This window comes from Isoptericola sp. NPDC060185, assembly GCF_042728595.1.
In the GTDB taxonomy this organism is placed as follows: Bacteria; Actinomycetota; Actinomycetes; order Actinomycetales; family Cellulomonadaceae; genus Isoptericola.
Genome location: NZ_JBHWYY010000013.1, coordinates 1 through 23,083, shown reverse-complemented (window position 1 = coordinate 23,083; position 23,083 = coordinate 1). Strand labels below are relative to the sequence as shown.

The 23,083-nt window shown below is 71.5% G+C and carries 18 protein-coding genes and 1 pseudogene; 4 read left to right on the top strand and 15 right to left on the bottom strand.

The features are described from left to right. Window positions 1-48: 48 nt before the first annotated feature. Genes ACFWDO_RS07235 through ACFWDO_RS07225 form a run of 3 tightly spaced genes read right to left on the bottom strand, consistent with a single transcriptional unit; the run spans window position 49 to window position 3,669 of the window. Entirely contained in the window at window positions 49-1,695 is a 1,647-nt protein-coding gene (locus ACFWDO_RS07235) for a hypothetical protein (protein ID WP_380324674.1), read from the bottom strand. A gap of 20 nt (window positions 1,696-1,715) precedes the next feature. Beyond that, window positions 1,716-2,582, bottom strand: coding sequence for a carbohydrate ABC transporter permease (locus ACFWDO_RS07230; protein WP_380324671.1), 867 nt, complete (start codon window positions 2,580-2,582; stop codon window positions 1,716-1,718). A gap of 55 nt (window positions 2,583-2,637) precedes the next feature. Then, window positions 2,638-3,669: an ABC transporter permease gene (locus tag ACFWDO_RS07225; protein ID WP_380324668.1), complete on the bottom strand. Its 1,032-nt coding sequence runs from the start codon at window positions 3,667-3,669 to the stop codon at window positions 2,638-2,640. Window positions 3,670-3,735: 66 nt separating this feature from the next. Between ACFWDO_RS07225 and ACFWDO_RS07220 the strand changes: the two genes are divergently transcribed. Next, window positions 3,736-4,503, top strand: a complete 768-nt coding sequence (locus tag ACFWDO_RS07220; RefSeq protein WP_380324666.1) for an IclR family transcriptional regulator — start codon at window positions 3,736-3,738, stop codon at window positions 4,501-4,503. A 379-nt stretch (window positions 4,504-4,882) separates the two neighbouring features. Next, window positions 4,883-7,639, top strand: coding sequence for a DUF1349 domain-containing protein (locus ACFWDO_RS07215; RefSeq protein WP_380324663.1), 2,757 nt, complete (start codon window positions 4,883-4,885; stop codon window positions 7,637-7,639). 263 nt (window positions 7,640-7,902) lie between these two features. On the opposite strand, the pseudogene ACFWDO_RS07210 reads toward ACFWDO_RS07215, so the two are convergent. The 8 genes and pseudogenes from ACFWDO_RS07210 to ACFWDO_RS07175 all read right to left on the bottom strand — a co-directional run. Continuing rightward, a pseudogene (locus ACFWDO_RS07210) lies at window positions 7,903-8,706 on the bottom strand (Gfo/Idh/MocA family protein); the annotation flags it as partial. Further along, a complete protein-coding gene (locus ACFWDO_RS07205) occupies window positions 8,703-9,695 on the bottom strand; it encodes a Gfo/Idh/MocA family protein (protein WP_380323457.1) in 993 nt (330 codons plus the stop codon). The pseudogene ACFWDO_RS07210 and the gene ACFWDO_RS07205, both read right to left, overlap by 4 nt. Before the next feature lie 41 nt (window positions 9,696-9,736). Continuing rightward, window positions 9,737-10,495, bottom strand: a complete 759-nt coding sequence (locus ACFWDO_RS07200; RefSeq protein WP_380323454.1) for a carbohydrate ABC transporter permease — start codon at window positions 10,493-10,495, stop codon at window positions 9,737-9,739. Between the two features lie 88 nt (window positions 10,496-10,583). Continuing rightward, window positions 10,584-11,549, bottom strand: a complete 966-nt coding sequence (locus ACFWDO_RS07195; protein WP_380323451.1) for a carbohydrate ABC transporter permease — start codon at window positions 11,547-11,549, stop codon at window positions 10,584-10,586. Between the two features lie 2 nt (window positions 11,550-11,551). After that, a complete protein-coding gene (locus ACFWDO_RS07190; protein ID WP_380323448.1) occupies window positions 11,552-12,847 on the bottom strand; it encodes an ABC transporter substrate-binding protein in 1,296 nt (431 codons plus the stop codon). Between the two features lie 79 nt (window positions 12,848-12,926). Then, a complete protein-coding gene (locus tag ACFWDO_RS07185; protein ID WP_380323445.1) occupies window positions 12,927-14,168 on the bottom strand; it encodes an ROK family protein in 1,242 nt (413 codons plus the stop codon). Window positions 14,169-14,483: 315 nt separating this feature from the next. Continuing rightward, the gene (locus tag ACFWDO_RS07180) at window positions 14,484-15,179 is read right to left on the bottom strand and encodes a phosphonatase-like hydrolase (protein ID WP_380323442.1); all 696 of its coding nucleotides are present in this window, start codon (window positions 15,177-15,179) and stop codon (window positions 14,484-14,486) included. A 41-nt stretch (window positions 15,180-15,220) separates the two neighbouring features. Beyond that, complete coding sequence (locus ACFWDO_RS07175; protein WP_380323439.1) at window positions 15,221-16,405, bottom strand: TIGR03364 family FAD-dependent oxidoreductase; 1,185 nt, start codon at window positions 16,403-16,405, stop codon at window positions 15,221-15,223. 68 nt (window positions 16,406-16,473) lie between these two features. Between ACFWDO_RS07175 and ACFWDO_RS07170 the strand changes: the two genes are divergently transcribed. Next, window positions 16,474-17,202, top strand: a complete 729-nt coding sequence (locus tag ACFWDO_RS07170; RefSeq protein ID WP_380323436.1) for a GntR family transcriptional regulator — start codon at window positions 16,474-16,476, stop codon at window positions 17,200-17,202. Window positions 17,203-17,216: 14 nt separating this feature from the next. Here ACFWDO_RS07170 and ACFWDO_RS07165 read toward each other — a convergent pair whose 3' ends face one another. From ACFWDO_RS07165 to ACFWDO_RS07150, 4 genes are read right to left on the bottom strand one after another with little or no spacing between them, the layout of a single operon-like run. Then, window positions 17,217-18,272 (bottom strand): zinc-binding dehydrogenase, encoded by a 1,056-nt coding sequence (locus ACFWDO_RS07165; protein WP_380323434.1) that lies wholly within the window; start codon window positions 18,270-18,272, stop codon window positions 17,217-17,219. After that, complete coding sequence (gene phnE / locus ACFWDO_RS07160) at window positions 18,248-19,879, bottom strand: phosphonate ABC transporter, permease protein PhnE (protein ID WP_380323431.1); 1,632 nt, start codon at window positions 19,877-19,879, stop codon at window positions 18,248-18,250. The genes ACFWDO_RS07165 and phnE overlap by 25 nt, the downstream gene beginning before the upstream one ends. Next, a complete protein-coding gene (phnC, locus tag ACFWDO_RS07155; protein WP_380323428.1) occupies window positions 19,876-20,652 on the bottom strand; it encodes a phosphonate ABC transporter ATP-binding protein in 777 nt (258 codons plus the stop codon). Before phnC ends, phnE begins: the two co-directional genes overlap by 4 nt. Window positions 20,653-20,654: 2 nt before the next feature. After that, window positions 20,655-21,629, bottom strand: a complete 975-nt coding sequence (locus tag ACFWDO_RS07150) for a phosphate/phosphite/phosphonate ABC transporter substrate-binding protein (protein ID WP_380323425.1) — start codon at window positions 21,627-21,629, stop codon at window positions 20,655-20,657. A gap of 159 nt (window positions 21,630-21,788) precedes the next feature. On the opposite strand from ACFWDO_RS07150, the gene ACFWDO_RS07145 reads away from it, so the two are divergent. Continuing rightward, window positions 21,789-22,997, top strand: a complete 1,209-nt coding sequence (locus tag ACFWDO_RS07145) for an alpha-D-ribose 1-methylphosphonate 5-triphosphate diphosphatase (RefSeq protein WP_380323422.1) — start codon at window positions 21,789-21,791, stop codon at window positions 22,995-22,997. The last annotated feature ends 86 nt before the right edge of the window (window positions 22,998-23,083 follow it).

Here is a 23,083-nt window from a genome sequence, read left to right as displayed (position 1 = left end):
CGGGTGTGGAAGAGCTGGTCGATGGCGGTCGCCGAGTGACGTCCGAGGTCACGCGAGCCGGTCGCGAGCTGCGATGGCCTCCTCGTACTCCGCTCGGACCTTGTCGCCTGCCTCGGTCCGCCACGTGTCGATCGCGGACTCGAGGTCTGCCATCGGCTTCCGGCCGACGATCACGTCGGTCATGGTGTCGGTGACCTTCTGCTTGAGGTTGGTGGCACCGACGTCGGCGTCCGATCGCAGGCCGGACGTCGGGTCCTCCACCCGGCCGGGCGAGACGTCTCCCTGATAGGTGTGCATGGTCTCGACCATGCCGGTGTCGCCGATGGTGGAGTAGAGGACGTCCGGCCCGCCCGCGATGAAGCGCAGGCTGAGGCTGTAGACCTCGGCCTCGCCCTGCGACGTCAGGGTAGGCAGCCCGGCGTCGAGCCTGTGGTCGACCCCCTCGACCCCGTAGGTACGGAGGAAGTTCTCCTCGCTGCCGAACGGCGCCGAGAGCCAGTTCAGCACGCGCAGGCACTCCTGAACCCTGGCGTCGTCGCCCTTCTTGACGAACGTCACGAAGTCCGTGACCGAAGCCTGGAGGGTGGTCGGTGTCCCGTCGCTCGAGTAGGCGGACATGATCGCCGGGTTCAGGCCGGAGTCGTTCCGCACGGTGTACCGGACCATGTTGTCGGACCGCACGGCCACGGACCCGTTCTCGAAGAGGGGCTCGGCGTCGAATCCCTCGCTGGGCGCGTCGGGGTGGATGTATCCCTTGTCCCACAGTCCCTTGATGTAGTCGACGCAGTCGAGAAAGCCGTCGCTCTCCCAGTCCTTCGTCAGGTTCCCGTCGCCGTCGATGCTCCAGTTGTTCGGCACGTCGAACATCGGGTACATCAGGGGTCCCGTCATCCACGTGCCGTCGGCCATCGCGTAGCGGTTGGCGCGGGCGTCCGTGAACGTCGCGCACATCTCCCGGACCTCGTCAGGAGTGCGCGGCGCCGGGTTGGCGCCGTACTTCTCGAACACCTCTGGCTGGTAGAACACCGTGTACCCGGTCGGGATGCGCAGGGTGGGCGTGGCGTAGATCCGCCCGTCCACCAGCGTTGCGGGCCACGCCTCCCTCGGTAGCCGCGCGAGGTTCGGGTAGTCCTTGATCGCGTCCCCCGACAGATGGTCGGTCAGGTCGGCGAAGCGCGCCTTCGCCAGGTCGTCGAAGCGACGAAGGCCCGCAGCGTCTCGCAGGTACATCGTGACGAGGTCGGGGATGTCACCGCCCGTCATCACCGCGGCGAGCTTGGTGGCGAAGTCGGTCGGGACGAGCGTCGGCTTGAAGTCGACCCCGAGCGCATCGTTGATCGCCTGCCAGTACGCGTTCTTGGCAGCCTGGGGAGGCGGCGCGGAGAACGTCACGACGAAGGCGCTCATCTCTCCCCCGGAGCCGACCTCATCCGTGACGGACCTGACGAGCTGGTCGACCGGATAGCGGAAGTACCCCGGGTTGATCGCCTTGGCCAGGTCACCGGCCAGGTCGGGGACGGGCCCGGAGAAGGGCACCTGCGTCGGGAGCACCGCCCGCGGACCCGCGGCGGTCGAGGCGCCGCCGGACGACCCGCAGGCCGTGAGGAGGGGGCCGCCGACGGTCGCGAGGGCGAGGCCGCCGAGGAACCCACGGCGGGAGACGTCGGCGGCACGGAGACGTGGTGAGGCGGACATGGGAGTCCTTTCAGGTCGGATCAGCCTTTGACGGCGCCGGTGAGCACGCCGGCCTGGAAGTGCTTCTGGAGGAACGGGTAGACGCAGACGATCGGGACGATGGCCAGCACGACGACGGCCATCTGCAGGGCTTGCTGGGGCGGGAGGATGCCGGACTCCGCTGCGCCCTCCGACGCCATCGGGCTGTTCTGGAGCACGTAGGTGCGGAGCACCAGCTGAAGGGGCCACTTCCCGGAGTCCTGCAGGTAGAGAAGGGCGCTGAAGAAGGAGTTCCAATAACCCACCGCGTAGAACAGCCCGATCACGGCGATCACCGCCTTCGACAGCGGGATGACGATGCTGTACAGCACGCGCCAATGCCCGGCGCCGTCGATGCGGGCGCTGTCGAACAGCTCGCGGGGGATGCTCTGGAAGAATCCGCGCACGATCACGAGGTTGAAGGCGCTGATCGCCACGGGCAGGATCAACGAGGCGTACGTGTCGAGCAGTCCGAGCTGCTTGACCATCAGGTAGACCGGGATCATCCCGGGCGTGAAGAGCATGGTCAGGAGCACAAAGGTGAGCAGGGGCCGCTGCCCGGGGAGCTCCCGGCGACCCAGCGCGTACGCGGCGAGCACGGTGGCCGTCAGCGAGACCGCCGTGCCGACCAGGGTGACGCCGACGCTGACGACGACGGCGCGGGTGACCGCCCCGCCCGCCAGCACCTGGCGATAGGCCTCGAGACTCGGCTCCGTCGGCCACAGCACGTAGCCGCCCGAGGCGTTGATCTGCGCCTGCGATGCCAGGCTCGTGGAGACGACCACGAGGAAGGGGAAGATGATCACGACGAGGATCACGACGACCGCGAGCGCCTTGAGGACGACCGTCAGCGGCGTCGGCCTCTCCATCCAGACGGGTCGCTGACCTCGGAGCACAGAGTGGCTCGCGAACCTGGTCACGGTGCTAGTCACGGGAGTACACCCCCTGTTCGCCCAGCATGTGGGCGACCTTGTTGGCGATGAGGATCAGGACGAGTCCGACGACGCCCTTGAGCAGTCCGGCCGCGACGCCGATGCTCCAGTTCCCGTCGATCACCCCGTTGAAGTAGACGTACGTGTCGAGCACCTCGGCCGCCTCCGGGCCGACGTTCCCGCGCTGCAGCAGGATCTGCTCGAAGCCGACGGTCAGGGAGCTGCCCAGCTGAAGGATCAGCAACAGGACAATCACCGGGCGGATCCCGGGCAGGGTGATGTGCCAGAACCTCCGCCAGGCGTTCGCACCGTCCACGGCGGCGGCCTCGTAGAGGGCGAGGTCGATGGCGCTCAGAGCCGCGAGAAAGAGGATCGTGCCCCATCCCGCGTCCTTCCACACGCCCTGTGCGACGACGAGCATCTTGAACGTGTCGGGGTTGGCCATGATGTTGCCGGCGTCGACCCCCATGTCGCGCAGCGCCTCCGTGACCGCGCCGGTGCCACCCAACAGCTGCTGGAACAGCGCGACCACGATCACCCACGACAGGAAGTGCGGCAGGTAGATCACCGACTGCACGAAGCGTCGGATCACCGGCGAGAGGATGCCGTGCAGGAACAGAGCGAGGGCGAGCGGTACGGGGAACGAGAAGATCAGCTGCAGCCCGTTGATGATCAGCGTGTTCCACAGGGCGTTCCAGAAGGCCGAGTCCTCGAACATCAGCTGGAAGTTCTGGAGGCCTACCCAGGGCGACTCGGAGAGCGGCAGGTACGGCACGTAGTCCATGAAGGCGACGAGGTTGCCCACCAGCGGCACATAGGTGAACACCAGGAGCAGCACGAACACCGGCGCGACCATGAGGAGCAGCGAACGTTCGCGTGCCAGCCGCTGCCAGAACTGCTGCTGGGCGCCCCGCGCCGGACGTCTCGAGCGAGCGGGGTGCCCGTCGGGCGCGCCGCGGGCCGGCCCGGACCCGGCGCGGGTCTCAGGTCTCCCCTGCTGGTTCAGCACCTTGCCGTCGATCATGCGAGACACTCCTCGTCGAGTGTTGCTTCTTTAGCATCAATCGCAATGCGGGGCTAACATAGCAACATGCGACCGGCCCAGCCAAACCAGTCACTCATCGATGGGCTCGCCTGCCTCCAGGCGCTCACCTCGCACGGCGAGCCGATCGGGTCGCGCGAGCTGGGCCGGATGCTGGGGCTCGAGTCGACCCGGGCCAACCGGCTCCTCAAGACGCTCGCCTACGTCGGCCTGGCCCAGCAGGACGCATCGCGGCGCTATTTCCCCGGGCCCGGGGTCCACGTGCTCGCGGCCCAGAGCATGCGAGGGTCGGGGCTCGTCCGGCGAGCCTTCGGCCCGCTCGAGGCCCTGGCCTCCGGCGGGCTGCACGTGTCGATGGGAGTGCTGTGGCGGGACCAGGTCTGCTACCTGTACCACACGTCGGACGAGCTGCACGGCGCGAACATCGGAGGCGCCCCGCTCTTTCCCGCGGCCCGGTCAGGCATCGGACACGTGTTGCTCGCGGCACAGGACGACGACGCGATCCGTGCGGTCTTCGACGGTTCGTCCCCCCGCGCCGACGCGGTCGCGGACCTGCCCGCGAGCCCTCCCGAACTCGGGCGGCTGCTCGACGAGATCCACGCCGTGCGCACGCAGGGGTTCGCCGTGGTCGCCACGTCCGACGAGGACCGCACGGTCGCGGTAGCGCTCGAGTCCGACGCCGCGGCGATCGGCGTGTTCGGCACGTTCGACGACGACGAGATCCCAGCGCTGGTCCGGCGGATTCACGAGACCGCGCGGCAGATCGACCACGCCGGGGCTGCCGACCCGTCGCCGACCCTGGAAGCCCACGCCTGACCCGTTCCGGTTCCTCTCGGCAAGACGCACGAGGTGAGAGGCATTCGCGTGTCTGGATCGTGCCGCTGGCACGTTCTGGACTTCAGACACCCTGTGTTCCACGACTCTGTCCCCCAGGTGCGGATGTCATGACGGTCGACGAACACGACGATCGCCGGGCGTCCGGGCGCACCCGCCCCCACGCGTGCGAGGTGAGTCGCGTTCCGTACCTGCCGATCCGGCGATCGCCGGCAGCGGCGCCCGAGCCGCACCCACCGGAAGGCTTGCGCGCACCGTGCCGACATGCCCGCTCCACGGAGGGAAATCGATCATGTTTGACGCTCGACGAAGAAGTCCGATGCCCGACCATCGGCGGACAGTTCGTGCCAGTAGCCTGGGCGTGGCCTTGCTGACGCTAGCGCTCGCCGTCACGTCGCTCGCACCCGCGAGCAGGACGCTCGCCGCGCCCGCGCCCACCGTGGTCCGGGTCACCGACTTCGGCGCCGACCCCGGCGGCCACCGGGACAGCGCTGCAGCCGTTGCCGCCGCTTTGCGCCACGCCAAGGAGCTGGACCGCCCGGTGCGCGTGGTGTTCCCGCGCGGTACGTACTCCATCTATCCCGAGCAGGCCGAGAAGCGCGAGCTCTACCTGTCCAACACCGTGGGCGCCGACCCGCGGTACCGGGACAAGCGCATCGGCATCCTCGTCGAGGACATGGAGAACGTGACCGTCGACGGCGACGGCTCGACCTTGCTCTACCACGGAGGCCAGACCGCGTTCGCCTCACTGCGCTCCAAGAACGTCGTCTTCCAGAACTTCGCCTTCGACTACGTGAACCCGCACACGATCGAGGCCACCGTCGCCAAGACCGGCGTCGAGGACGGGCACGCCTACCGCGTGCTCAGCGTGCCGCGGGACACCCTCTACTCGATCGTCGGGAACGAGGTGCACTGGCGCGGTGAGGCCTCACCTACGACAGGCGAGCCCTACTGGACCGGCGTCAACGGCATCCGTTACACCCAGGTGTACGACCCGGCCGAGCAGACCAGCCACCGCACCGGCAACCCGCTGTTCTCCGGTGTGACCGGCATGCGCGACCTCGGTGACGGCCGGATCCGCATCGACTACGCCACCACCACGGCACCGGGCGACCAGGGGCTCGTCTACACGATGGACGACGACATCCGCGACACCGCGGCCGCCTTCTTCTGGGAGTCGACGGACGTCACCGTCCGTGACCTCGACGCACGCTACCTGCACGGGTTCGGGTTCCTCGGCCAGCTCAGCCGCGACATCACGATCGAGAACACGAAGTTCGCCAGCGACAAGTCCGCTGGGCGGTACAACGCGGGGGACGCCGATCTGGTGCAGATGTCCGGTGTCGCCGGACGGGTCGTCCTCCGCAACAACGTCTTCGACGGCGCTCACGACGACCCGATCAACATCCACGGCACCTACCTCGGTATCAGCGCGCGCCCCGACGACGCACGGACGCTCGAGCTGGCCTACCGGCAGTACCAGAGCGTCGGGTTCCCCGCGTTCTATCCCGGTGACGAGATCGAGATCGTGTCCGGGTCGAGCATGACGCCCGTTCCCGGCATCACGGCGAAGGTCGTCTCGGTCGACGGCCCGTCCGGGAAGGACCACGACAAGCCGCTGAGCACCATGACGATCACTCTCGACCAGGAGATCCCGGCACAGGTCACCGCCGGCGACCACTACGTCGAGAACACCACCTACACGCCGGAGGTGCTGATCGAGGGCAACGAGTTCCGCAACATCCCCACCCGCGGCATCCTCGTCACCACCCGCCGCCCGGTCGTCATTCGCGACAACCTGTTCGCCCGGATGAACATGGCGAGCATCTTCATCTCGTCCGACACGACCTACTGGTGGGAGTCCGGGCCGGTCAACGACGTCCTGATCGAGCACAACACCTTCTATCGGCCTACCAGCCCCGTGATCTTCGTCGAGCCGACCAATCCGGTGATCGACCCCCAGCAGCCGGTGCACCGGAACATCCGCGTGGTGAACAACGACTTCGTGGTCGACGACGTGCGCCTGGCCGACATCAAGAGCGTCAGCGGGTTCACCTTCTCCGGCAACCAGGTCCGGCGGTACGACCGTGACCAGGCGCTCGCCGTGCAGGTTCGCGACCGCTGCCCCGCCCCGGGTGACACGGTGGCCGCCCGCGTCGTGCCGGTCGTGCCGGAGCACACGACCCCGGCGTTCCGCTTGCGCGGCGGTTCCGACGTCACGATCGCGGACAACACCTACGACCCGGGCATCAACCAGAGGGTCGACCTCGAGCGTACCGACCCCGCTGAGGTCTCCATCAGCGGCGAGGCGACGCGTATCGGTCAGGACACCACCACCAACTGGCCCACCCTGGCGAACTATTCGAGCAGCCGGCCGAGCGTGCTCGAGGTCGGCCGCGACGGCACCGTCCGGGCGAAGAAGCCGGGCACGGCCGTGCTCAGCGCGAACGTCCGCGTCGACGGGAAGCCCCTGAAGGCCCGGCCGGTGACGGTGACCGTGGGCGGCGACCCCTCGTCAGCGGACTGCGCGCAGGAGCCCGAGCTGTCGCGGGACTGGACGGTCCTGCGCGACGTCCCCGCCAACCGGAGCCTCGACGAGGACGGGACGCTCACGCTGACCCCGTCGCCGGGATTCCTGTTCGACGGGTTCAGCAACGCGCGCAACGTCCTCCTCACCACGGCCGGTGACGGGACCGGTACGGCGACGGTCCGCATGACCGGCCGTACGCAGGACGGCTGGGCGGAGGCCGGGCTGTTGCTGTACCGCACCGACGACGACTACGTGGCGATCCAGCGCAAGTACAACAACGACAGCCCGACGGTGACGGTCGTGACCGAGTTCGGTGGCCGGGCCGAGGAGTCACGGCGCATCGCCGACCCGGTGCAGGACGACATCTGGCTGCGGCTCACCCGGTCCGGCGACCAGGTGACCGCGTCCTACTCCCTCGACGGACGGACCTTCTCGCAGATCGGCTCCCCCGTCGACGCCGGCGCGCTCGGCACGGCCCGGTACGGAGTCATGGCCCAGGTACCGCCAGCGGGTGCGGACCATCCTCCGTTCCGCTTCGACGGCTTCCTCGCGGGCGACACGGAGGTCCCGTTCGTCGCCCGTTGGTGACAGGGCGACCGGCGGCAGGTGAACGCTCGTAGCCGGAAGGCCGCGACGGTCACCGCGGTACCGGTCCGCACCGACTCCTGAGCGGCCAGCACCACGCGCAGCGAGCGTAGTCCGGCCGGTCCGTCAGGGGTCGGAGCACGGCCGTCACGGACCGCGCAGAGGAACTCGCGGAGCATCAGGGCGTCGGTGTCCACCCCGAGGCCCCACCACGCCGCACCCGCGGGACCGAACCCGCCGACGTGCTGGGCGAACGGGTCGATCCGCGCGGTACCCCGCGTCCCGATGACCTCGAGGGTGAGGCCACCCCAGTTCGGGGCGGCGTCGGGGTGGCTCCACGAGCAGTCGATGACGGCGGTCACACCGTCCGGGTAACGGACGGACACGAGACCACCCGTCTCGGCTCCCACCTCGGGCCGGTCGGCGTGCAGGATCGAGTTCGTGACCGCGTAGACGTCCTCCGCCTGCCGCCCGCCGAGGAGGTCGTCGATCAGGTCCGCGACATGCACCACGTGATCGACCAGGGCACCGCCGCCGGCGAGAGCCGGATCGGTGAACCACGAGCGCTCACCGACGGGTATCTGCCCGTTGTTCGTGCCGTTCACGGCGAGGATCCGCCCCAGAGCTCCGGAGCCCACCTGCTGCTTCAGCCGGAGAAACGCCGGCGAGAACCGCACCGGGTACGCGGTCATGAGCTGCACGCCGGCCCGCTCGCAGGCGGCGACCATCGCACGGCCGTCGGCCTCCGACGTCGCCAGCGGCTTCTCGCACAACACGTGCGCACCCGCGGCCGCCACCCGCTCCACGTGCGCCCGATGCCTCGCGTTCTCGCTGGTGACGATCACGGCATGCGGCTCCCACGCGAGCAGGTCGTCGATGTCGTCCGCGTAGTCGACACCGAGCTCGACGGCCAGGTCCTTGCCGCGCCGCTCGCCCGGTGCGTAGGGCTCGGGGTCGGTGGCCCGGACCTCGACGCCGTCCAGGGCGACGAGCGAGCTCGCGTAGGACAGCGCATGGGGGTGCGCGAAGGACAGGATCCCCACCCGCAGGGTGGACGTCGTCCCGGTCATGCGGCGGTCCTCCTCGTGGCCGGGGTCGCGACGGGACTCCCGGTCCGGATCGACGTGTTCGCGGCGAGGGCGAGCTCGGCGGCGCGAACGCCGTCGGCCCAGGTGACCCGCGGCGCGCCGCCGCCACGGATCGCGCCGAGGAAGTCACGCAGCTCGTGCGTGTACGGGCTCTCGGTGAAGCTGCTGTCGGGACGGTCGGAAGGTCCACGGCCGGTGGCGTCGGTCTCGATCCGGAACGAGTCGTCCCGGTGGGTGTCGTGCTCGAGCACGCCGCCGCTCCCCGCGATCGAGAAGGCCGTCCGGAACGTGGTCCCCGGTGCGCCCCACAGCCCGTTCACCGCGCTGATCGCGCCCGACTCGTGGGTGAGCAGCACCTGCGCCGCCGCCGTCGTGACCCCGTCTCCGGACGCGGTCGCATACACCTCCACGACCTCGCCGGCGATCCACCGGGCGACGTCGAGGTCGTGCGTCATCTGGTCGGCGACGATGCCCCCGGACTCCGCCTCCCTGCCGAACCAGGACGACCACGTCGGGAACCCGCCGTGCCGCGAGAACCGGAGCACCGCGACGTCACCGACCACGCCGTCGTCGACCGCACGCTTCGCCGCGGCGTACTGGGGGAACCAGCGCACCACCTGCGCCGGGAAGAGGCAGAGCCCTCGGGCGCTCGCGAGGTCGCCCAGCGACGCCGCCCGTGCGAGGTCGAGCGAGACGGGCTTCTCGCAGATCACGTGACGGCCGGCGACGAGGGCTGCCTCCACGTATGCGAGATGGCTCGGCGTCGGGGTGCAGATGTCGACGACGTCGCATCCGTCGAGCAGCCCGTCGAGCGTCTCCGCGACGGTCAGTCCGTACTGCTCGGCCAGCTCGACAGCGCCCTCGTCCGAGTGCACGACGACGTCGACACCGAGGTCGAGCCAACCGTCGACGTGGACGCGCGAGATACCGCCCGCGCCGATCAGTCCGACGCGTGGGGGGTGGTGTGGCATGACGCTCCTTCGAAGCTCTCGAACAGTGGTAGTAGCGGTCATCACTTGCTCCCCGTGAAGGCGAGGCCGGCGACCACCCGGCGCTGCAGCACGATGAAGAGGACGAGCACGGGGGCCATGGCCATCGTGCTCGCGGCCATCATCAGGGTGTAGTCGGTCTGGTAGGCGCCCTGCATCGTGGCCAGTCCCACCGACAACGGCATGCGGTCGGCGTAGGTCGACACCACAAGGGGCCACAGCAGGTCGTTCCACGACGCGAGCGTGGTCAGGACGACCAGCGCGCTGATCCCCGGGGCCGCCAACGGCAGCATGATCCGCCAGAAGACCTGGAACGGGTTCGCGCCGTCCAGGCGGGCGGCCTCCTCGAGCTCGACCGGCAGCCCGAGGAAGAACTGCCGCATGAGGAAGGTGCCGAACGCGCTGACGATGCCCGGCAGGGCGATGCCCCAGACCGTGTTGGGTAGACCCAAGCCCTGGATGATCTGGAACTGCGGGATCAGGTAGGCCTGGCTCGGCACCATGAGGATCGACAGGATGATCCCCAGGACGACCCCCTTCGCCGGGAACCGCATGCGGGCGAAGGCATAGCCCGCTATCGAGCACAGCACGACCTGGCCCACCACGCGCAGCACGGTGATGGCGACCGACACACCGAGCTGGTCGAGGAAGGGGATCGTCCGGAAGACCTCGACGTAGTTCTCGAACTGCAGCTCGGCGGGCCAGAAGGTCGGCGGGATGCTGGCGACCTCCTGGTTCGTCGAGAGCGACAGGACGAGCTGCCAGACGAACGGGAAGACCATCACGACTGCGGCCGCACTGAGGATCAGGTGCGTGCCGAGGTGGCGGGGTCGACGCGGTCGGCGCCACGTCGTCAGTGCTGTCGCGGCGCTAGACATGCTGCACCCACCTCCGCTGCATCCGGAACTGGAACCAGGTCAGGACACCCACGAGCACGAAGATCAGGATCGCGATCGCAGCCGCGTACCCCTGGTCGTGCTGGATGAACGCCTCGTTGTAGAAGATGTAGACGAGCGACTGCGTCTGGCGCATCGCCGGGTTGGCGTTGCCCATGATCGCGTAGAGAAGGTCGAACAGCTGGAACCCGTTGATGATCGAGATCACCGCGACGAAGAAGATGCTCGGCGTCAGCAGCGGGACCGTGATGGCACGGAACTGGGTCCAGCGGGACGCGCCGTCCAGCTGCGCCGCCTCGTAGTACTCACCCGCGATCCCCTTGAGGGCCGCGTTGAAGATGATCAGTCCGAATCCCAGTGACGACCAGAGCCCGACGATCCCGACCGCGACGATCGCGAACCCGGGTGTGGACACCCAGTGCGGTCCGTCGATCCCGAACCAGGCCAGCGCCCAGTTGAGCACCCCGAAGTCTCCGTTGTAGATGATGCGCCAGATCATCGCGACGGCCGTAGGCATGGCGATGTACGGCATGAAGAACAGGACCTGGTAGACCCGCGCGCCCCGGAGACCGGGCCGGCTCACCAGGCTCGCCAAGCCGACCGCGATCGGCACCCCCAGCAGCACGATCGCCGTGTACACCAGCGTGTTCCCGACGGCGAGCGCCACGTCGCCGTCGGACGCGAGGCGGTCGTAGTTGTCCAGGCCTGCCCACGTCGCGCCCCCGAAGGGGCCCGTGTCGGTCAGGCTCAAGTAGCCCGTCCTGAAGATCGGCCACAGGTAGAAGACCAGGATCCCGACCATCGTGGGGGCGACGAAGAGCCACGGCCACCAGCCGTCACCCGAGCCTCTGGCACCAGGATGGTCGCGATGCGGAGCACGATGTCGATCCTGGCGCCCTGCTGCGGAACGGCCGTCGCGGGACGTCGTCTGCGCGGTCATGGTCATTCCTCCGCCAAGGCCTCGTTCATCTTCTCGGCGAGCTCGGCCGCGACGTCGGCCACGGGCCGCTCGCCGGAGAACGCTGCCGGGAGCAGCTCGGCCTCGAGCTGCGTCCAGACCGCTGTGTTCTTCGACACGGGGTAAGGGAACGAGTACTCGTCCGCCGCGTCGAGGAACGTTTGGAGGTTGAAGGACGGCACGGACTCGACGAACGCGTCCTGCGTGCCGTTGAATGCGGGGTTGGCGGCACCCATGTCCGCCTGGGTCAGCTGGGCCTCCTCGGTGCCGAGGTATGCCTGGAAGGCCTGCGCCGCGGCCTTCTCCGCGCTGTTCGCAGAGACGACGTTCGCCAGACCGTGGATCACGGTCGCCCGGCGCTCGTCATGCGGGAGGGGCGCCGTCGTGATGTCGTCGGCGACGCCGCTCTCGGCGAGCGGGGCGACGTCCCAGGTGCCGGACCAGTAGAGGCCGGCCTTGCCGTTCTGGAAGTAGGCGAGCGCGTCGGTGTCGGAGAGCTGCTGCAGGGTCGGGCTCGACCCGTCGGCGATGAGGTCCGCCCAGAGCTGCAACCCCTTGATCGCCTCGGGCGAGTCGAAACCGCTCTTCGTACCGTCCGCCGAGATGACCTCTCCGCCGGCCTGGAGGATGGTGTTGTAGTAGGCCGACTGACCGTTGGTCAGCCACGGAGCGACACCATAGATTCCCTCGCCGCCGAGCTTGTCCGAGATCGTGCGCGCGGCATCGTGGAAGTCCTCCCACGTCCAGTCCGCCGTCGGCTCCGCGACTCCGGCCTCCTTGAGGATGGCCTTGTTGTACCAGAGGACGATGGTGTCGAAGTCCTTCGGGACGCCGAACTGCTCCCCGTCGAGGGAGTAGAGCTCGTTCAACGCCGCCGGGTAGTTGGCGGGGTCGACGTCACCGGCCTCGACCAGGCCGGTGACCGGCTCGAGCTGGTCGTTCGCGGCATACAGCTGGAAGTTCGGGCCGTTGATCCAGAAGACGTCGGGAAGCGTGTCGCTCGTCGCCTGCGTCTGCAGCTTCGTCCAGTACTGGTCCCACGGGGTGACGTCGACGGTCACCTTGATCCCCGGGTAGTCCTCGTTGAAGTCCTCGATGTTCTGCTTGATGGCCGGGAGCTGATTCTCGTCCCAGATCCCGTACGTGATCTCGGCCTGGGTGTCCGCCGAGACCGCGGTGGCTCCGCTGGTCTTCGGGTCGTCGTCGGCCGAGCAACCCGCCAGTGCGATGGCGCTCACGATGACGCCGGTCAGGGCGGCCATTCGAGTCGTTCGTCTCATGTCTCTCCTTCGAGTACCCCGGCATCGACGCCGGGTCGGGGAACGGTGGGGGTCAGGTGATCCCTGCGCGGCAGGGCGGTCAGGACCGGGTATGCGCCGGCTCGAAAGGGGCGCGTCCGTGGACCCCCGGCGCCAGCGCGGATAGCGCGGCGGCGAAGTCGTCGGACCGGCCGCTGACCCTGAGTGGCGGCGCAGTGACGGCGGGATTTCCGTACACGGTGGCGCTGGCGCGCTCCAGCGCGCGCACGAGCGCGCCGACCGCGACACCGCGTCCGCCGAGCGTCGACGTGGTCATCGTGGGCAGGAAGGTGCGTCCAGCCAGGGCGCCCAGCTGCTGGCGCACCCGACTCAGCAGGGGCTCACCGACCGCAGACACCCCGCCACCGAGGACGACGAGATCCGGGTCGACGGTGAGCGCCACCAGGCCGATAGAGCGTGCCAGTCGGCGTGTGTACTCGGTCAGCTCGACGTCGGCGACAGAGTCTCCGGCCTCGGCGCGGGCCACCATCGCGAGGCGGTCCTCGACGAGGACCTCGTCCGACGCCATCGCGGTCTCCTGCCCGGCGGCCTCGAGGGCCCCGATCTCGCCCGCCGCAGACCTCCGCCCGGCATGCAACCGCCCGCCGAGGATGATCGCCGCACTGACGAAACGGTCGACCTTGACGAAGACGACGTCATCGACGAGCTGCGCGGCACCTGTGTGGTGCTCGGCGACGGCGGCGACCTTCACGTCGTTCTCGACCGCGACAGGGCAGGACAGCATGCGGGAGAGGCGGCCAGCCAGGTCCACCCCGGTCCACTCCGGGACCAGGTCCGACTGGGTCATCCGCCCGAGCTCGTCGACGATGCCGCTCACCGCGACCGTCACGCCCCGCACCTGCTGGGGGTGCACCTGCGCCTGCGAGGTGAGCAGGCCGACCAGTTCGGGCACGGCCCGCAGCCGGCCGATACCGTCGATGCCGGGATCAATCCGGCGGTCGACGCTCGCCACCACGGCGCCGGACAGATCGCACAGCAGTGCGCGGGCGGTATCGAGCCCCAGGTCCACACCGGCCAGGTACGCCGCACCCGGCACGAACGCGAACCGACGTGCCGGCCGGCCGGCACCGGACCCCGTGACGACGTCGTCGGGCGTGACCACACCGGCCTCCTGGAGGTCGGTCAAGATCTTCTCGACCGTCGGGCGCGAGAGCGTCGTCGCCGCCGCTAGCTCGGCGAGGGTTGCCCGGCCTCGTTCACGGAGCACCTCCACGCAGGCGGCGGAGTTGCGCGCGCGTACGGCTGCCATCTCACGGTCGTGGGCACCCGGTGGTGTCGTCATGACGCCTCCTCCCGAATATTGGATCCCTATTACGTAATCAAGGATCCGCACGCTAGCCATGGCGGGAGCGCGCTGTCAAGAGGGCGGCACGTGAGATCCACGCAGCGCGAGGCTCATTTCGCTACTGTGTTACACAATTGAATGCCCCGGGCTCGGGAACAGTTCTCCCGCGGGCTGTCTGACGGTCCGGACGGGGTGTGCGACGGCGGACACGACAGAGCCCGGACGGCGCGTACTGCGCCGCCCGGGCCTTCGTCGCCCCCGCTGGTCAACCGACCGGGGAAGTGCCCTCAGTTCCCGTAGGTCAGGTGCGGATCAGGCTCGCCAACGCCCCGCGCCCCACACTCTCGGGAGGTCGGCCACGCTGTCGAGGACGTGCGTGTGTGGCGCGGCCTCCAGCACGGCCCGCGGCACACCACCGCTGAGCACGCCGACCACGAGCGCGGCACCGGCGTTCGTCCCGGCCTCGAGGTCGAGCACCGTGTCGCCGACGGTGAGCACCCGCGCGACGTTCGTGACCCCCGTGCGCTCCATCGCCCGGTGCACCATATAGGGCGCGGGGCGGCCGGAGGGCACGTCGTCGGTGGTCACGACGATGTCCACAACGCCACCCTCGGTCCAGCCGAGCCGGTCGAGCAGCAGGCCGGTGACGTCGGCGGAGAAGCCTGTGGTCAGGGCGATGCGCGCGCCCCGCGCCCGGAGGTCGGCAAAGGTGTCGAGCACACCCGGCATCACGACCGGCGGGGCGGCGTCGTAGGTCTCGCGCAGCAACCGCTCGAACTCGACGAACGTCGGCTCGACGGCGGACGGGTCACCACCGAGCTCCAGCAGCGCGCGGATGGCGGTGCGCTTGTCAGCGCCCATCCAGCGGGCGACGTCGGCGACGTCGGCGGTGCTTCCCTGCCGTCGCACGGCGTCGTGGAGCGCGCGGTAGACGGCACCCCCCTCCTCCACGGTGGTGCCGGCGACATCGAAGGCGGCGAGGTCGATCGGGGCGGGGTCGGTGTTCACAGGTGGTCCTTCCGGTGGGTGGGTCGGGGGGCGGGGACCGCTCAGGCCGTGATCCCCGCGCGGTCGAGGACGTCGGCGGCGAGGCCGAGCCCAGTAGTCATGCCGATGCCGGTGGTGACGGTGGCGACGTGTACGCCCGGCATCGGCTCAGCGACGAGGAACTCTCGCCCGGGGGCTGTGGCGTAGGTGCCCTGCCAGCGCTCGACGACGCGGAGGTCGGCGCCCGGACGGGAGGCGAACAGGTCGCGGCCCAGACGCAGGAGGACGTCGAAGCCCTCCTCGTCCTGGAAGACGGGGGCGTCGGCGGCCCGCGCGTGGGTGTCGCCGAGCAGCAATGTGTCGCCCTGCGGGGTCGCCATGAGGTTGACATCCCACCGCGCCCCGGCCGGGTCGGCGGCAGCGAGCTCGGCCGCGACGTCCGCCGCCGACGGGCACGCCGCGAAGGCGGCGTACCGCACCATCGACCAGCCGGTGAGCAACGGCGTCGTGAGCCCGAGCGGGGCGTCGGGCCGCACCCGCAGCATGTGCAGGCGACAGCGCCGCAGCCCGGCCTCCTCGGCGACGTCGGGCAGCAGCCGGTCGAGGTCGTGGTGAGCGGCGACCACCACGACGTCGGCCTCGAGGACGCCGCGCGTCGTCTCGACGCGGCCGGACGTGACGGCCCGCGCCGCAGTCCGCCAGCGAAACGTCACGCCCTGCACCTCGAGCCACCGGGCCAAGGCGGGGGCCGCCGCCCGCGGGTCGACGAGCAGGTCGAGCGGCAGGTGCGCACCCCCCACCACCGGCACCGGGCGGATGGGCACGTTCGCCCGCGTCGCGGCCGCGTCCAGGAGGCGCACCTCGTCCGGGCCGCGACCGGCTGCGAACTCAGCGAGCAGGCGTAGCTCGGCGTCGGTGCGCGCCACGACGTGCGTTCCGACGCGGGCGACAGCGAACCCCGCTGCGGACCCCAGGGACAGCCAGCGCTCGCGGGCGGCGAGCGCGTACCGGCGTGCGTCCCCGGCCTGCGCCGTCGTGCACACGTGGCCGAAATTCTGCACGGAGGAGCCGACCACCCCCGCCGCCTGCTCCACGACCGTCACCCGGTAGCCGCGGCGGTGCGCCTCCGCCGCGGCGCCCAGGCCGACCACCCCCGCGCCCACGACGACGACATTGCGGCCGGTCGCAGGCGACGGGGCGGCCGTCGTGGTGAGGGTCGGGATCGTCGTCGTGGCGGAGCGGGTCATCGGGTCCCTCCGGGGACGGGGTCGGGCTCGTTCACCGCACGGCCACCTGGGTCCGGTACGTTCCGGGCGTGAGCAGCGACAAGGGGCCGTCGGCGCGGATCGTGCGCGTGCTCGCTGACGAGCTCTCGGGGCTGCCGTCCGGCACGCGCGTCGCCTCCGAGGCGGAGGTGGGGCGCCGGTTCAGCGTCGGGCGTGCCGCCGCACGCGCGGCGCTGGGCGAGCTGGAGCGCCGGATGCTCGTGAGCCGCGTCCAGGGTCTGGGCACGTTCACGCGCCGCCGCGTCGACTATCTCGTGGCGCCGGGGCAGGCGCCGTCGTGGAGCCGGACGCTGCGGGAGGCGGGTGCGTCGCCGCGCACCGTGGTCCTGGCCTGCGATGACCTGGCCCTGCCCGATGACGTCGCCGCCGCGCTGGAGGTCTCGCCCGGCACCCGCGGATTCCGGCTGGTGCGCCGCTCGCACATCGACGAGATGCCCGCCGCCTGGGGCGTCGAGTGGCTCGTCCACGCGCTCGTGCCCGAGCTGCCCGCCGCGCTGCGGCTGGAGGACTCGCTGGACACGATCCTGCGCGCGTCGGCCGGCACCAGCCCCGAGCGGGCGTGGACGCGGGCCAGCATCGAGCCCGCGCCCGAGGAGGCAAGCGAGGGCCTCGGCTGCCGCCCCGGCGACCCAGCCTGGCTCATGGTGAGCCTCGCGCGCGACGGCGCGGGCGGGCGCCCGCTCCTGTTCACGGAACGCTGGGTGCGCGCGGACGCCGTGCGCGTCGTGCTGGAGCTGGGGCGCGGCCGGGACTGCTGAGTGGACGGGCAGCGTCATGGCGCCACCGCCGCCCGTGGCGCGGTCCCGGCGGGACCCGTCAGCAGGGCTCCCACCTCGGCGAGCGGCGCGGCGGGGGTCACGAGCTCGCCCCACGGCACGGCGTCCCGGGTGCGGTCCAGCAGCCCGAGGGCCGCGCGCAAGTGGCGTGGCTCGTAGTTGTGCACGCCGGTCACGGTGAGCCACCGACGCACCACGCGCTCCGGGTCGAGCGGCACGGCCGGCGACGGCGCGACGGAACCGACGAGCACCAGCCGCCCCCCGACGTCGAGCGCGTCGAGGCAGCGGGCCACGGCCGGGCTCGCGCCGGAGAGCTCGATCGCGACGTCGACCGGCGCGACCTCGTCCTCCGTCCCGAGGGTCGTGGCGGCGCCGAACCGCGCGGCGAGGTCACGGCGCGCGGGGTCAAGGTCGGTGACGACGACCTCCGCGGCCCCGGCGTCCCGCACGGCGACGACGGCGGCCACGCCGAGCATCCCGGCGCCGCTGACGAGCACGCGCCTACCGACCAGCGGCCCCGCGGCCTCGACCGCCGCCATGACGGTCGCGGTCGCGCACCCCGCTGGGGCGGCCAGCGCGTCGGGGACGGTCACGGGCACGCGGGCGATCGTGGCGCCCGCCGGCAGCACTATGTGCCGCGCGTAGGTGCCGGACAGCGGCCAGCCCGAGTCGAACGCCTCGTGCCCCACCTTCCGCACCGACCAGCACTTCGCGGTGCGCCCGGCGCGGCAGCGGTCGCACGCCCCGCAGGCCACGGTGACACCCCACACGACACGGTCACCCGCGGCGAGCTCGCCGCCGTCGTTGCCCACGGCGCCGCCGGCGCCCACCTCGACGACCTCGCCGACGGCCTCGTGCCCCAGCACGGAGGGGGACGGCGACGAGCGGCGTCCGGAGACGGTGTGCCGGTCGCTGCCGCACACGGTGGCGAGGAGCACGCGGACGAGCACCTCGCCGGGGGCGAGCGCGGGGAGCGGGACGTCGACGAGGCGGACGGCGTCGCCGCCCTCCCACAGCGCGACGGTGGTCAGGACAGCTGTGCGCGGATCCACCCGGAGAGCCTCTCGATGAGCAGGACGACGACGAACACGAGCAGGACGATCCCGCCCGCCACCTGGAAGTGGAGGGTGCGGACGGCCTCGAAGAGCAGGAAGCCGACCCCGCCGGCGCCGACGATCCCGAGGATCGCCGAGGTGCGGATGTTGACGTCCAGGAGGTACAGGCCCGACCCGACGATCGCGGGCATGCCCTGCGGCAGCACGGCGGAGAACAGGACCTTCCACCAGCCGCCGCCGACGGAGCGGACCGCCTCGGCGGGCCCGGGCGGGATCTCCTCGACAGCGTCGGCGACGAGCTTGCCGAGGAAGCCGATCGAGCCGATGCTGAGCGCGACGGCGCCGGCGACCGGCCCCAGCCCGACCGCGGCGACAAAGACCACCGCGAGGACGAGCTCGGGGATCGCGCGCACCACGAGGATCACGGCCCGCGCGGCGCCGTGCACCAGCGGGTGTGGCGCCACGGTGCGCGCGGCGAGCAGGCCCAGTGGCAGCGACAGCAGGACGCCGATGCCCGTGGCGGACAGCCCGATGGCGAGCGTCTGGAGCAGCGCCGCCCACAGGGCGGGGCCGAGCGTGGTGAGGTCGGGCGGGAACGTCCGGCCCGCGACGGCGAGCAGGTCGGGGATCGAGGTGACGAGCGCGAGCGGGTCGATGTCGAGCCGCACGAACGACACGACGAGCAGCACCGCGGCCGCTGCCCCGGCCACCAGTCGCACCGCACGGTCGCGCCCGTACCGGGGGCTCTTCGGCGCGAGCAGCGTGCGGCGGATCGCCATCGACAGCAGCTCCATGCCCGCCACGAGCACGAGGATGACCAGCACGATCCCCATCGCCTTCGGGTAGACGAGGCCGCGCAGCGCGTCCTGCAGGGCGAACCCGATGCCGCCTGCCCCGACGAAGCCGAGCACCACGGACGTGCGCAGGTTGATGTCCACGCGGTACACGAAGGCCGAGACCCAGGCCGGCACGACCTGCGGCACGACGCCGTTGAGCAGCTCGCGGACGCGGCCCACGCCCACGGCGCGCACGGCCTCGCGCGGGCCCTCGTCGGCGCCCTCGATCGCGTCGGCGAACAGCTTGCCGAGCATGCCCACCGAGTGCAGGGCCAGCGCGAGCACGCCCGGCAGGATCCCGAGTCCGAGCGCCCGCACGAACAGCACGGCGAACACGAGGTCCGGCACCGCCCGGCAGAACGTGATGATCCCGCGGGCGACGGCGGCCACCGCGGGGTGCGGCGTGGTCGTCCGCGCCGCGAGGAACGCCAGCGGCACGGACAGCAGCGTCGCCAGGACCGTGCCGAGGAATGCCATGAGCACCGTGTCGAGGGCGAGCGTCGCGATCCGGGCCGGGTCCGACAGCTCCGGCGGCACCATCCGGCCGAGCAGGTTCGCCACGTCCTCGCCGCCCGCGACGAGCGTCGGCAGGTCGAGCCCGATCGCCGACGACGCGACCAGCACGAGGACGACACCGCCCCCGGCGAGCCAGCGCAGCGCCCGGCGCCGGCCGTCCGCCGGCGGGCGCAGCGGGTCACGGCCCGGAGGCGGTTCCGGGGCCGGCGCGGTCGACGGCGTCCCGGGCCGCGCCTGGACGGCCGCCGTCATGCCGCCACCGCCGCGGGCTCGACCCGCCGGTAGATCGCCATCGCCTCGTCCCGGGTGAGGCCGGCCGCCGGCCGGTCCAGCACCTTCTCGCCCTGCCGCAGGCCCACGAGGCGGTCGGCCCAGCCGAGCGCGAGGTCCACCTGGTGCAGCGTGCACAGCACGGTCAGCCCCTCCTCAGCGCACACGCGCACGAGCAGGTCCATGACCGTGCCGGCGTTCTCCGGGTCGAGCGACGCGACCGGCTCGTCGGCGAGCACGAGCTGCGGGCGCTGCATCAGCGTGCGCGCCAGCGCGACCCGCTGCTGCTGCCCGCCGGACAGCGTGTCCGCCCGCTGGTACGCCTGGTCGGCCAGCCCGACGCGCTCGATGTGCGCCATCGCCTCCGCGCGCATCCGGCGCGAGTAGGTCGAGACCCCGTACCGCGGCCCGCGCACCCGGCCCAGGCCGCCGATCAGCACGTTCTCGAGGCAGGTGAGGCGGCCCACGAGGTTGAACTGCTGGAACACGAAGCCCACGTCGGTGCGCAGCCGCCGCAGCTCCCGCCCCGACGCGCGGTCCACGCGCGTGCCGGCCACGGTCACCTCGCCGGCGGTCGGCCGGTGCAGGCCGTTGAGGCAGCGCAGCAGCGTCGACTTGCCGGAGCCGGACAGCCCCAGCAGCACGACGAGCTCGCCCTGCTGCACGTCCAGGTCCACCCCGCCGAGCGCCGTCGTGCCGTCGAACTCCTTGCGGAGCCCACGGACCCGTACCAAGGGCTCGCCTGCGGCCGGCACGGTCACTCCTCGCACTTGTCGGACCTGGTGATCGTGCAGACCTCGCGCGTGCCGTCGTAGTCCGCGTCCTTCGCGGGGACGAAGCCCCACGCGTCCTCGTCGGTGAGCAGGCACTCCCCGTCGCAGTAGCCGTGCTCGCGCAGGTAGGCGGCGTTCGCCTTCTCGGTGAGCAGCGTCGTGAGCATCTGGTTCACCTCGTCGCCCAGCGCGTCGTTGCCGACGAACAGCGAGCCGGAGATCGGCTCGGACTTCCAGACCTCCTTGAGGTCGCCGTCGGCCAGGTCGCCCGACGCCGGCAGGGTCTCCGCGACCATCGACTGCATGGCGAAGCCCACCTCGCAGTCCCCCGAGGCGACGGCCAGCGCCGACGCGTCGTGGCCACCCGCGTACACGGGCTCCACCCCGGCGGCCACGTCCTTCTCGGTGCCCGAGTCGATGACTCCTGCGTCGATCAGCCCGGCGGACGGGTAGAGGAAGCCCGACGTCGAGCCGGGATCGACGAAGCACACCGTCTTGCCCGCGAAATCCTCGAGGCCGTCCACGGCGTCGTTGTCGCCCTGGGTGATGCCGAGAGAGTAGTAGCCGGGCTCGGCGCCCTCCTCCGCGATGACCGAGGCGAGCGGCGTGAGGGCGGCGTCGTTGTGCGTGGCGAGGACGTAGGCGAACGACCCGAGGAAGGCGAGGTCGACCTTGTCGGCGATGAGGCCCTCGATGACGCCCGCGTAGTCGGAGGCCTGGCTGACCTCGACCTGCGCGCCCGTCTCCGCCTCGAGCATCTGGATGATCGGGTCGTAGCCCTCGGCGAGGTTCGTCGAGTTCTCCGCCGGGATCGCGCCGAGGCGCAGCACCTCGGGGAAACCCTGGTCCGTGGTGCCGCCGCCGGCGGACGCGGTGCCCAGCGACCCGCAGCCGGCCAGTGTGAGGGCCGCGACGCCGGCGAGCGCCACGGCGGCGAGGGTGGTCCTGGTGGTCTTCATGTCGTCTCCGGTGGGGCTCGTAGGGCTCTCCGCGCGGGCGCCGGACCCGGCGCCGTCCAGGAGTCTGGGAGTCCGCGAAGACCAGCCGCCCCCGAGAAGATGAACACCGCGTGAAGCGTCGTTAACCGTCTCGCCAGGTCGTCCGGACAAGATGCGGTCGTGTTCACCTCGCTCCGCCCCGCGACCGGCACGCCGTGGCCGGTCGGCACCCCGCCGGCCGAGTGGTCGCTCGCCGGCGTCCGCGCCGTCCTGCCCGACCGGGTGGTGGACGACGCCCGGCTCGTCGTGCACGGCGGCCGCGTCGCGGAGGTGGGCGAGAGGCCGCCGGGGTTCCGGGCGGACCTCGACGGCGGCGGCGCGTGGCTGCTGCCCGGGCTCGTCGACGTGCACACGGACGTGCTGGTGCACGAGCGCCGGCCGCGACCCGGGGCCGACCTGCCGTTGGACCTCGCGGTGCGGACGGCGGGTGACCGGCTCGCGGCGGGCGGCGTGCTCACCGCGTTCCACGGCGTGGCGTTCGGGGAGCGCACGCCCGTGGGCCTCGCGGCGGGCGACCCCGGACCTGCTCCGGTGCTGACGGCGTTGCGCGACCCCGACGCCGCCGAGGCGGGCGCGCGCGTGCTGCACCGCGTGGACATCCGGTGCCGGTCCGGGATGACGGACCTCGAGGCGGCGCTGGCCGCCGACGTCGGGGACGCGCCACCGCTGGTGTCCTACGAGGACCACACCCCCGGCATCGGGCAGTACGCCGACCCCGCCACCATGGAACGCTTCCTCGTGGAGCGCGAGGGCATGAGCCCGCCCGACGCGCACACGCACGTGGCGGCCTGGCGCGCCGAGCGCGAGGACCGGGCGGACGTCGCGACGTCCGCCCTCGACCGCCTGGGGTCGTGGGCCCGCGCCGGCCTGATCCGACTCGCCGGGCACGACCCCGAGACCCGTGCCGACATCGAGGCCCTGGTCGCGCGCGGCGGTGTCGTCGCGGAGTTCCCCACCACCGTCGACGCAGCGTTCGCGGCCCGCGAGCACGCGCTGCACGTCGTGGCGGGCGGGCCCAACGCCGTCCGCGGCTCCTCGCACGCCGCCAACGTCTCCGCACGTGAGCTCGTGGCCCGCGGCCTGGTCGACGCGCTGGCCTCCGACTACGTGCCGTCGTCCCTGCTCACCGCCGTCGAGGTCCTCGTGCGCGAGGGCCTGGCCGACCTGCCCCGCGCCGTCCGCCTTGTCACCTCTGGGCCCGCGCACGCCGCGGGTCTGGACGACCGTGGCGAGCTCGTCCCCGGCGCGCGGGCGGACGTCCTGCTGGTCCGCCGTGCCGGCAGGTGGCCCACCGTGGTCGCTGCCTTCCGCAGCGGCGTCGACGCCTGATCCGCACACGTGACCACAGCGCGGCCGCCCGGACCTCGGACCGTCGCGCACACCTGCGCCGTGCCGGTGGCGCCTCGACGCGAGGC

What these genes read in the sequence shown, in the direction of transcription:
- ACFWDO_RS07235 (WP_380324674.1), bottom strand. Translation starts at nt 1,695, where the DNA reads ATGTCCGCCTCACCACGTCTCCGTGCCGCCGACGTCTCCCGCCGTGGG.
- ACFWDO_RS07230 (WP_380324671.1), bottom strand. Translation starts at nt 2,582, where the DNA reads ATGGAGAGGCCGACGCCGCTGACGGTCGTCCTCAAGGCGCTCGCGGTC.
- ACFWDO_RS07225 (WP_380324668.1), bottom strand. Translation starts at nt 3,669, where the DNA reads ATGATCGACGGCAAGGTGCTGAACCAGCAGGGGAGACCTGAGACCCGC.
- ACFWDO_RS07220 (WP_380324666.1), top strand. Translation starts at nt 3,736, where the DNA reads ATGCGACCGGCCCAGCCAAACCAGTCACTCATCGATGGGCTCGCCTGC.
- ACFWDO_RS07205 (WP_380323457.1), bottom strand. Translation starts at nt 9,695, where the DNA reads ATGCCACACCACCCCCCACGCGTCGGACTGATCGGCGCGGGCGGTATC.
- ACFWDO_RS07200 (WP_380323454.1), bottom strand. Translation starts at nt 10,495, where the DNA reads ATGGTCTTCCCGTTCGTCTGGCAGCTCGTCCTGTCGCTCTCGACGAAC.
- ACFWDO_RS07195 (WP_380323451.1), bottom strand. Translation starts at nt 11,549, where the DNA reads ATGACCGCGCAGACGACGTCCCGCGACGGCCGTTCCGCAGCAGGGCGC.
- ACFWDO_RS07190 (WP_380323448.1), bottom strand. Translation starts at nt 12,847, where the DNA reads ATGAGACGAACGACTCGAATGGCCGCCCTGACCGGCGTCATCGTGAGC.
- ACFWDO_RS07185 (WP_380323445.1), bottom strand. Translation starts at nt 14,168, where the DNA reads ATGACGACACCACCGGGTGCCCACGACCGTGAGATGGCAGCCGTACGC.
- ACFWDO_RS07175 (WP_380323439.1), bottom strand. Translation starts at nt 16,405, where the DNA reads ATGACCCGCTCCGCCACGACGACGATCCCGACCCTCACCACGACGGCC.
- phnE (WP_380323431.1), bottom strand. Translation starts at nt 19,879, where the DNA reads ATGACGGCGGCCGTCCAGGCGCGGCCCGGGACGCCGTCGACCGCGCCG.
- ACFWDO_RS07150 (WP_380323425.1), bottom strand. Translation starts at nt 21,629, where the DNA reads ATGAAGACCACCAGGACCACCCTCGCCGCCGTGGCGCTCGCCGGCGTC.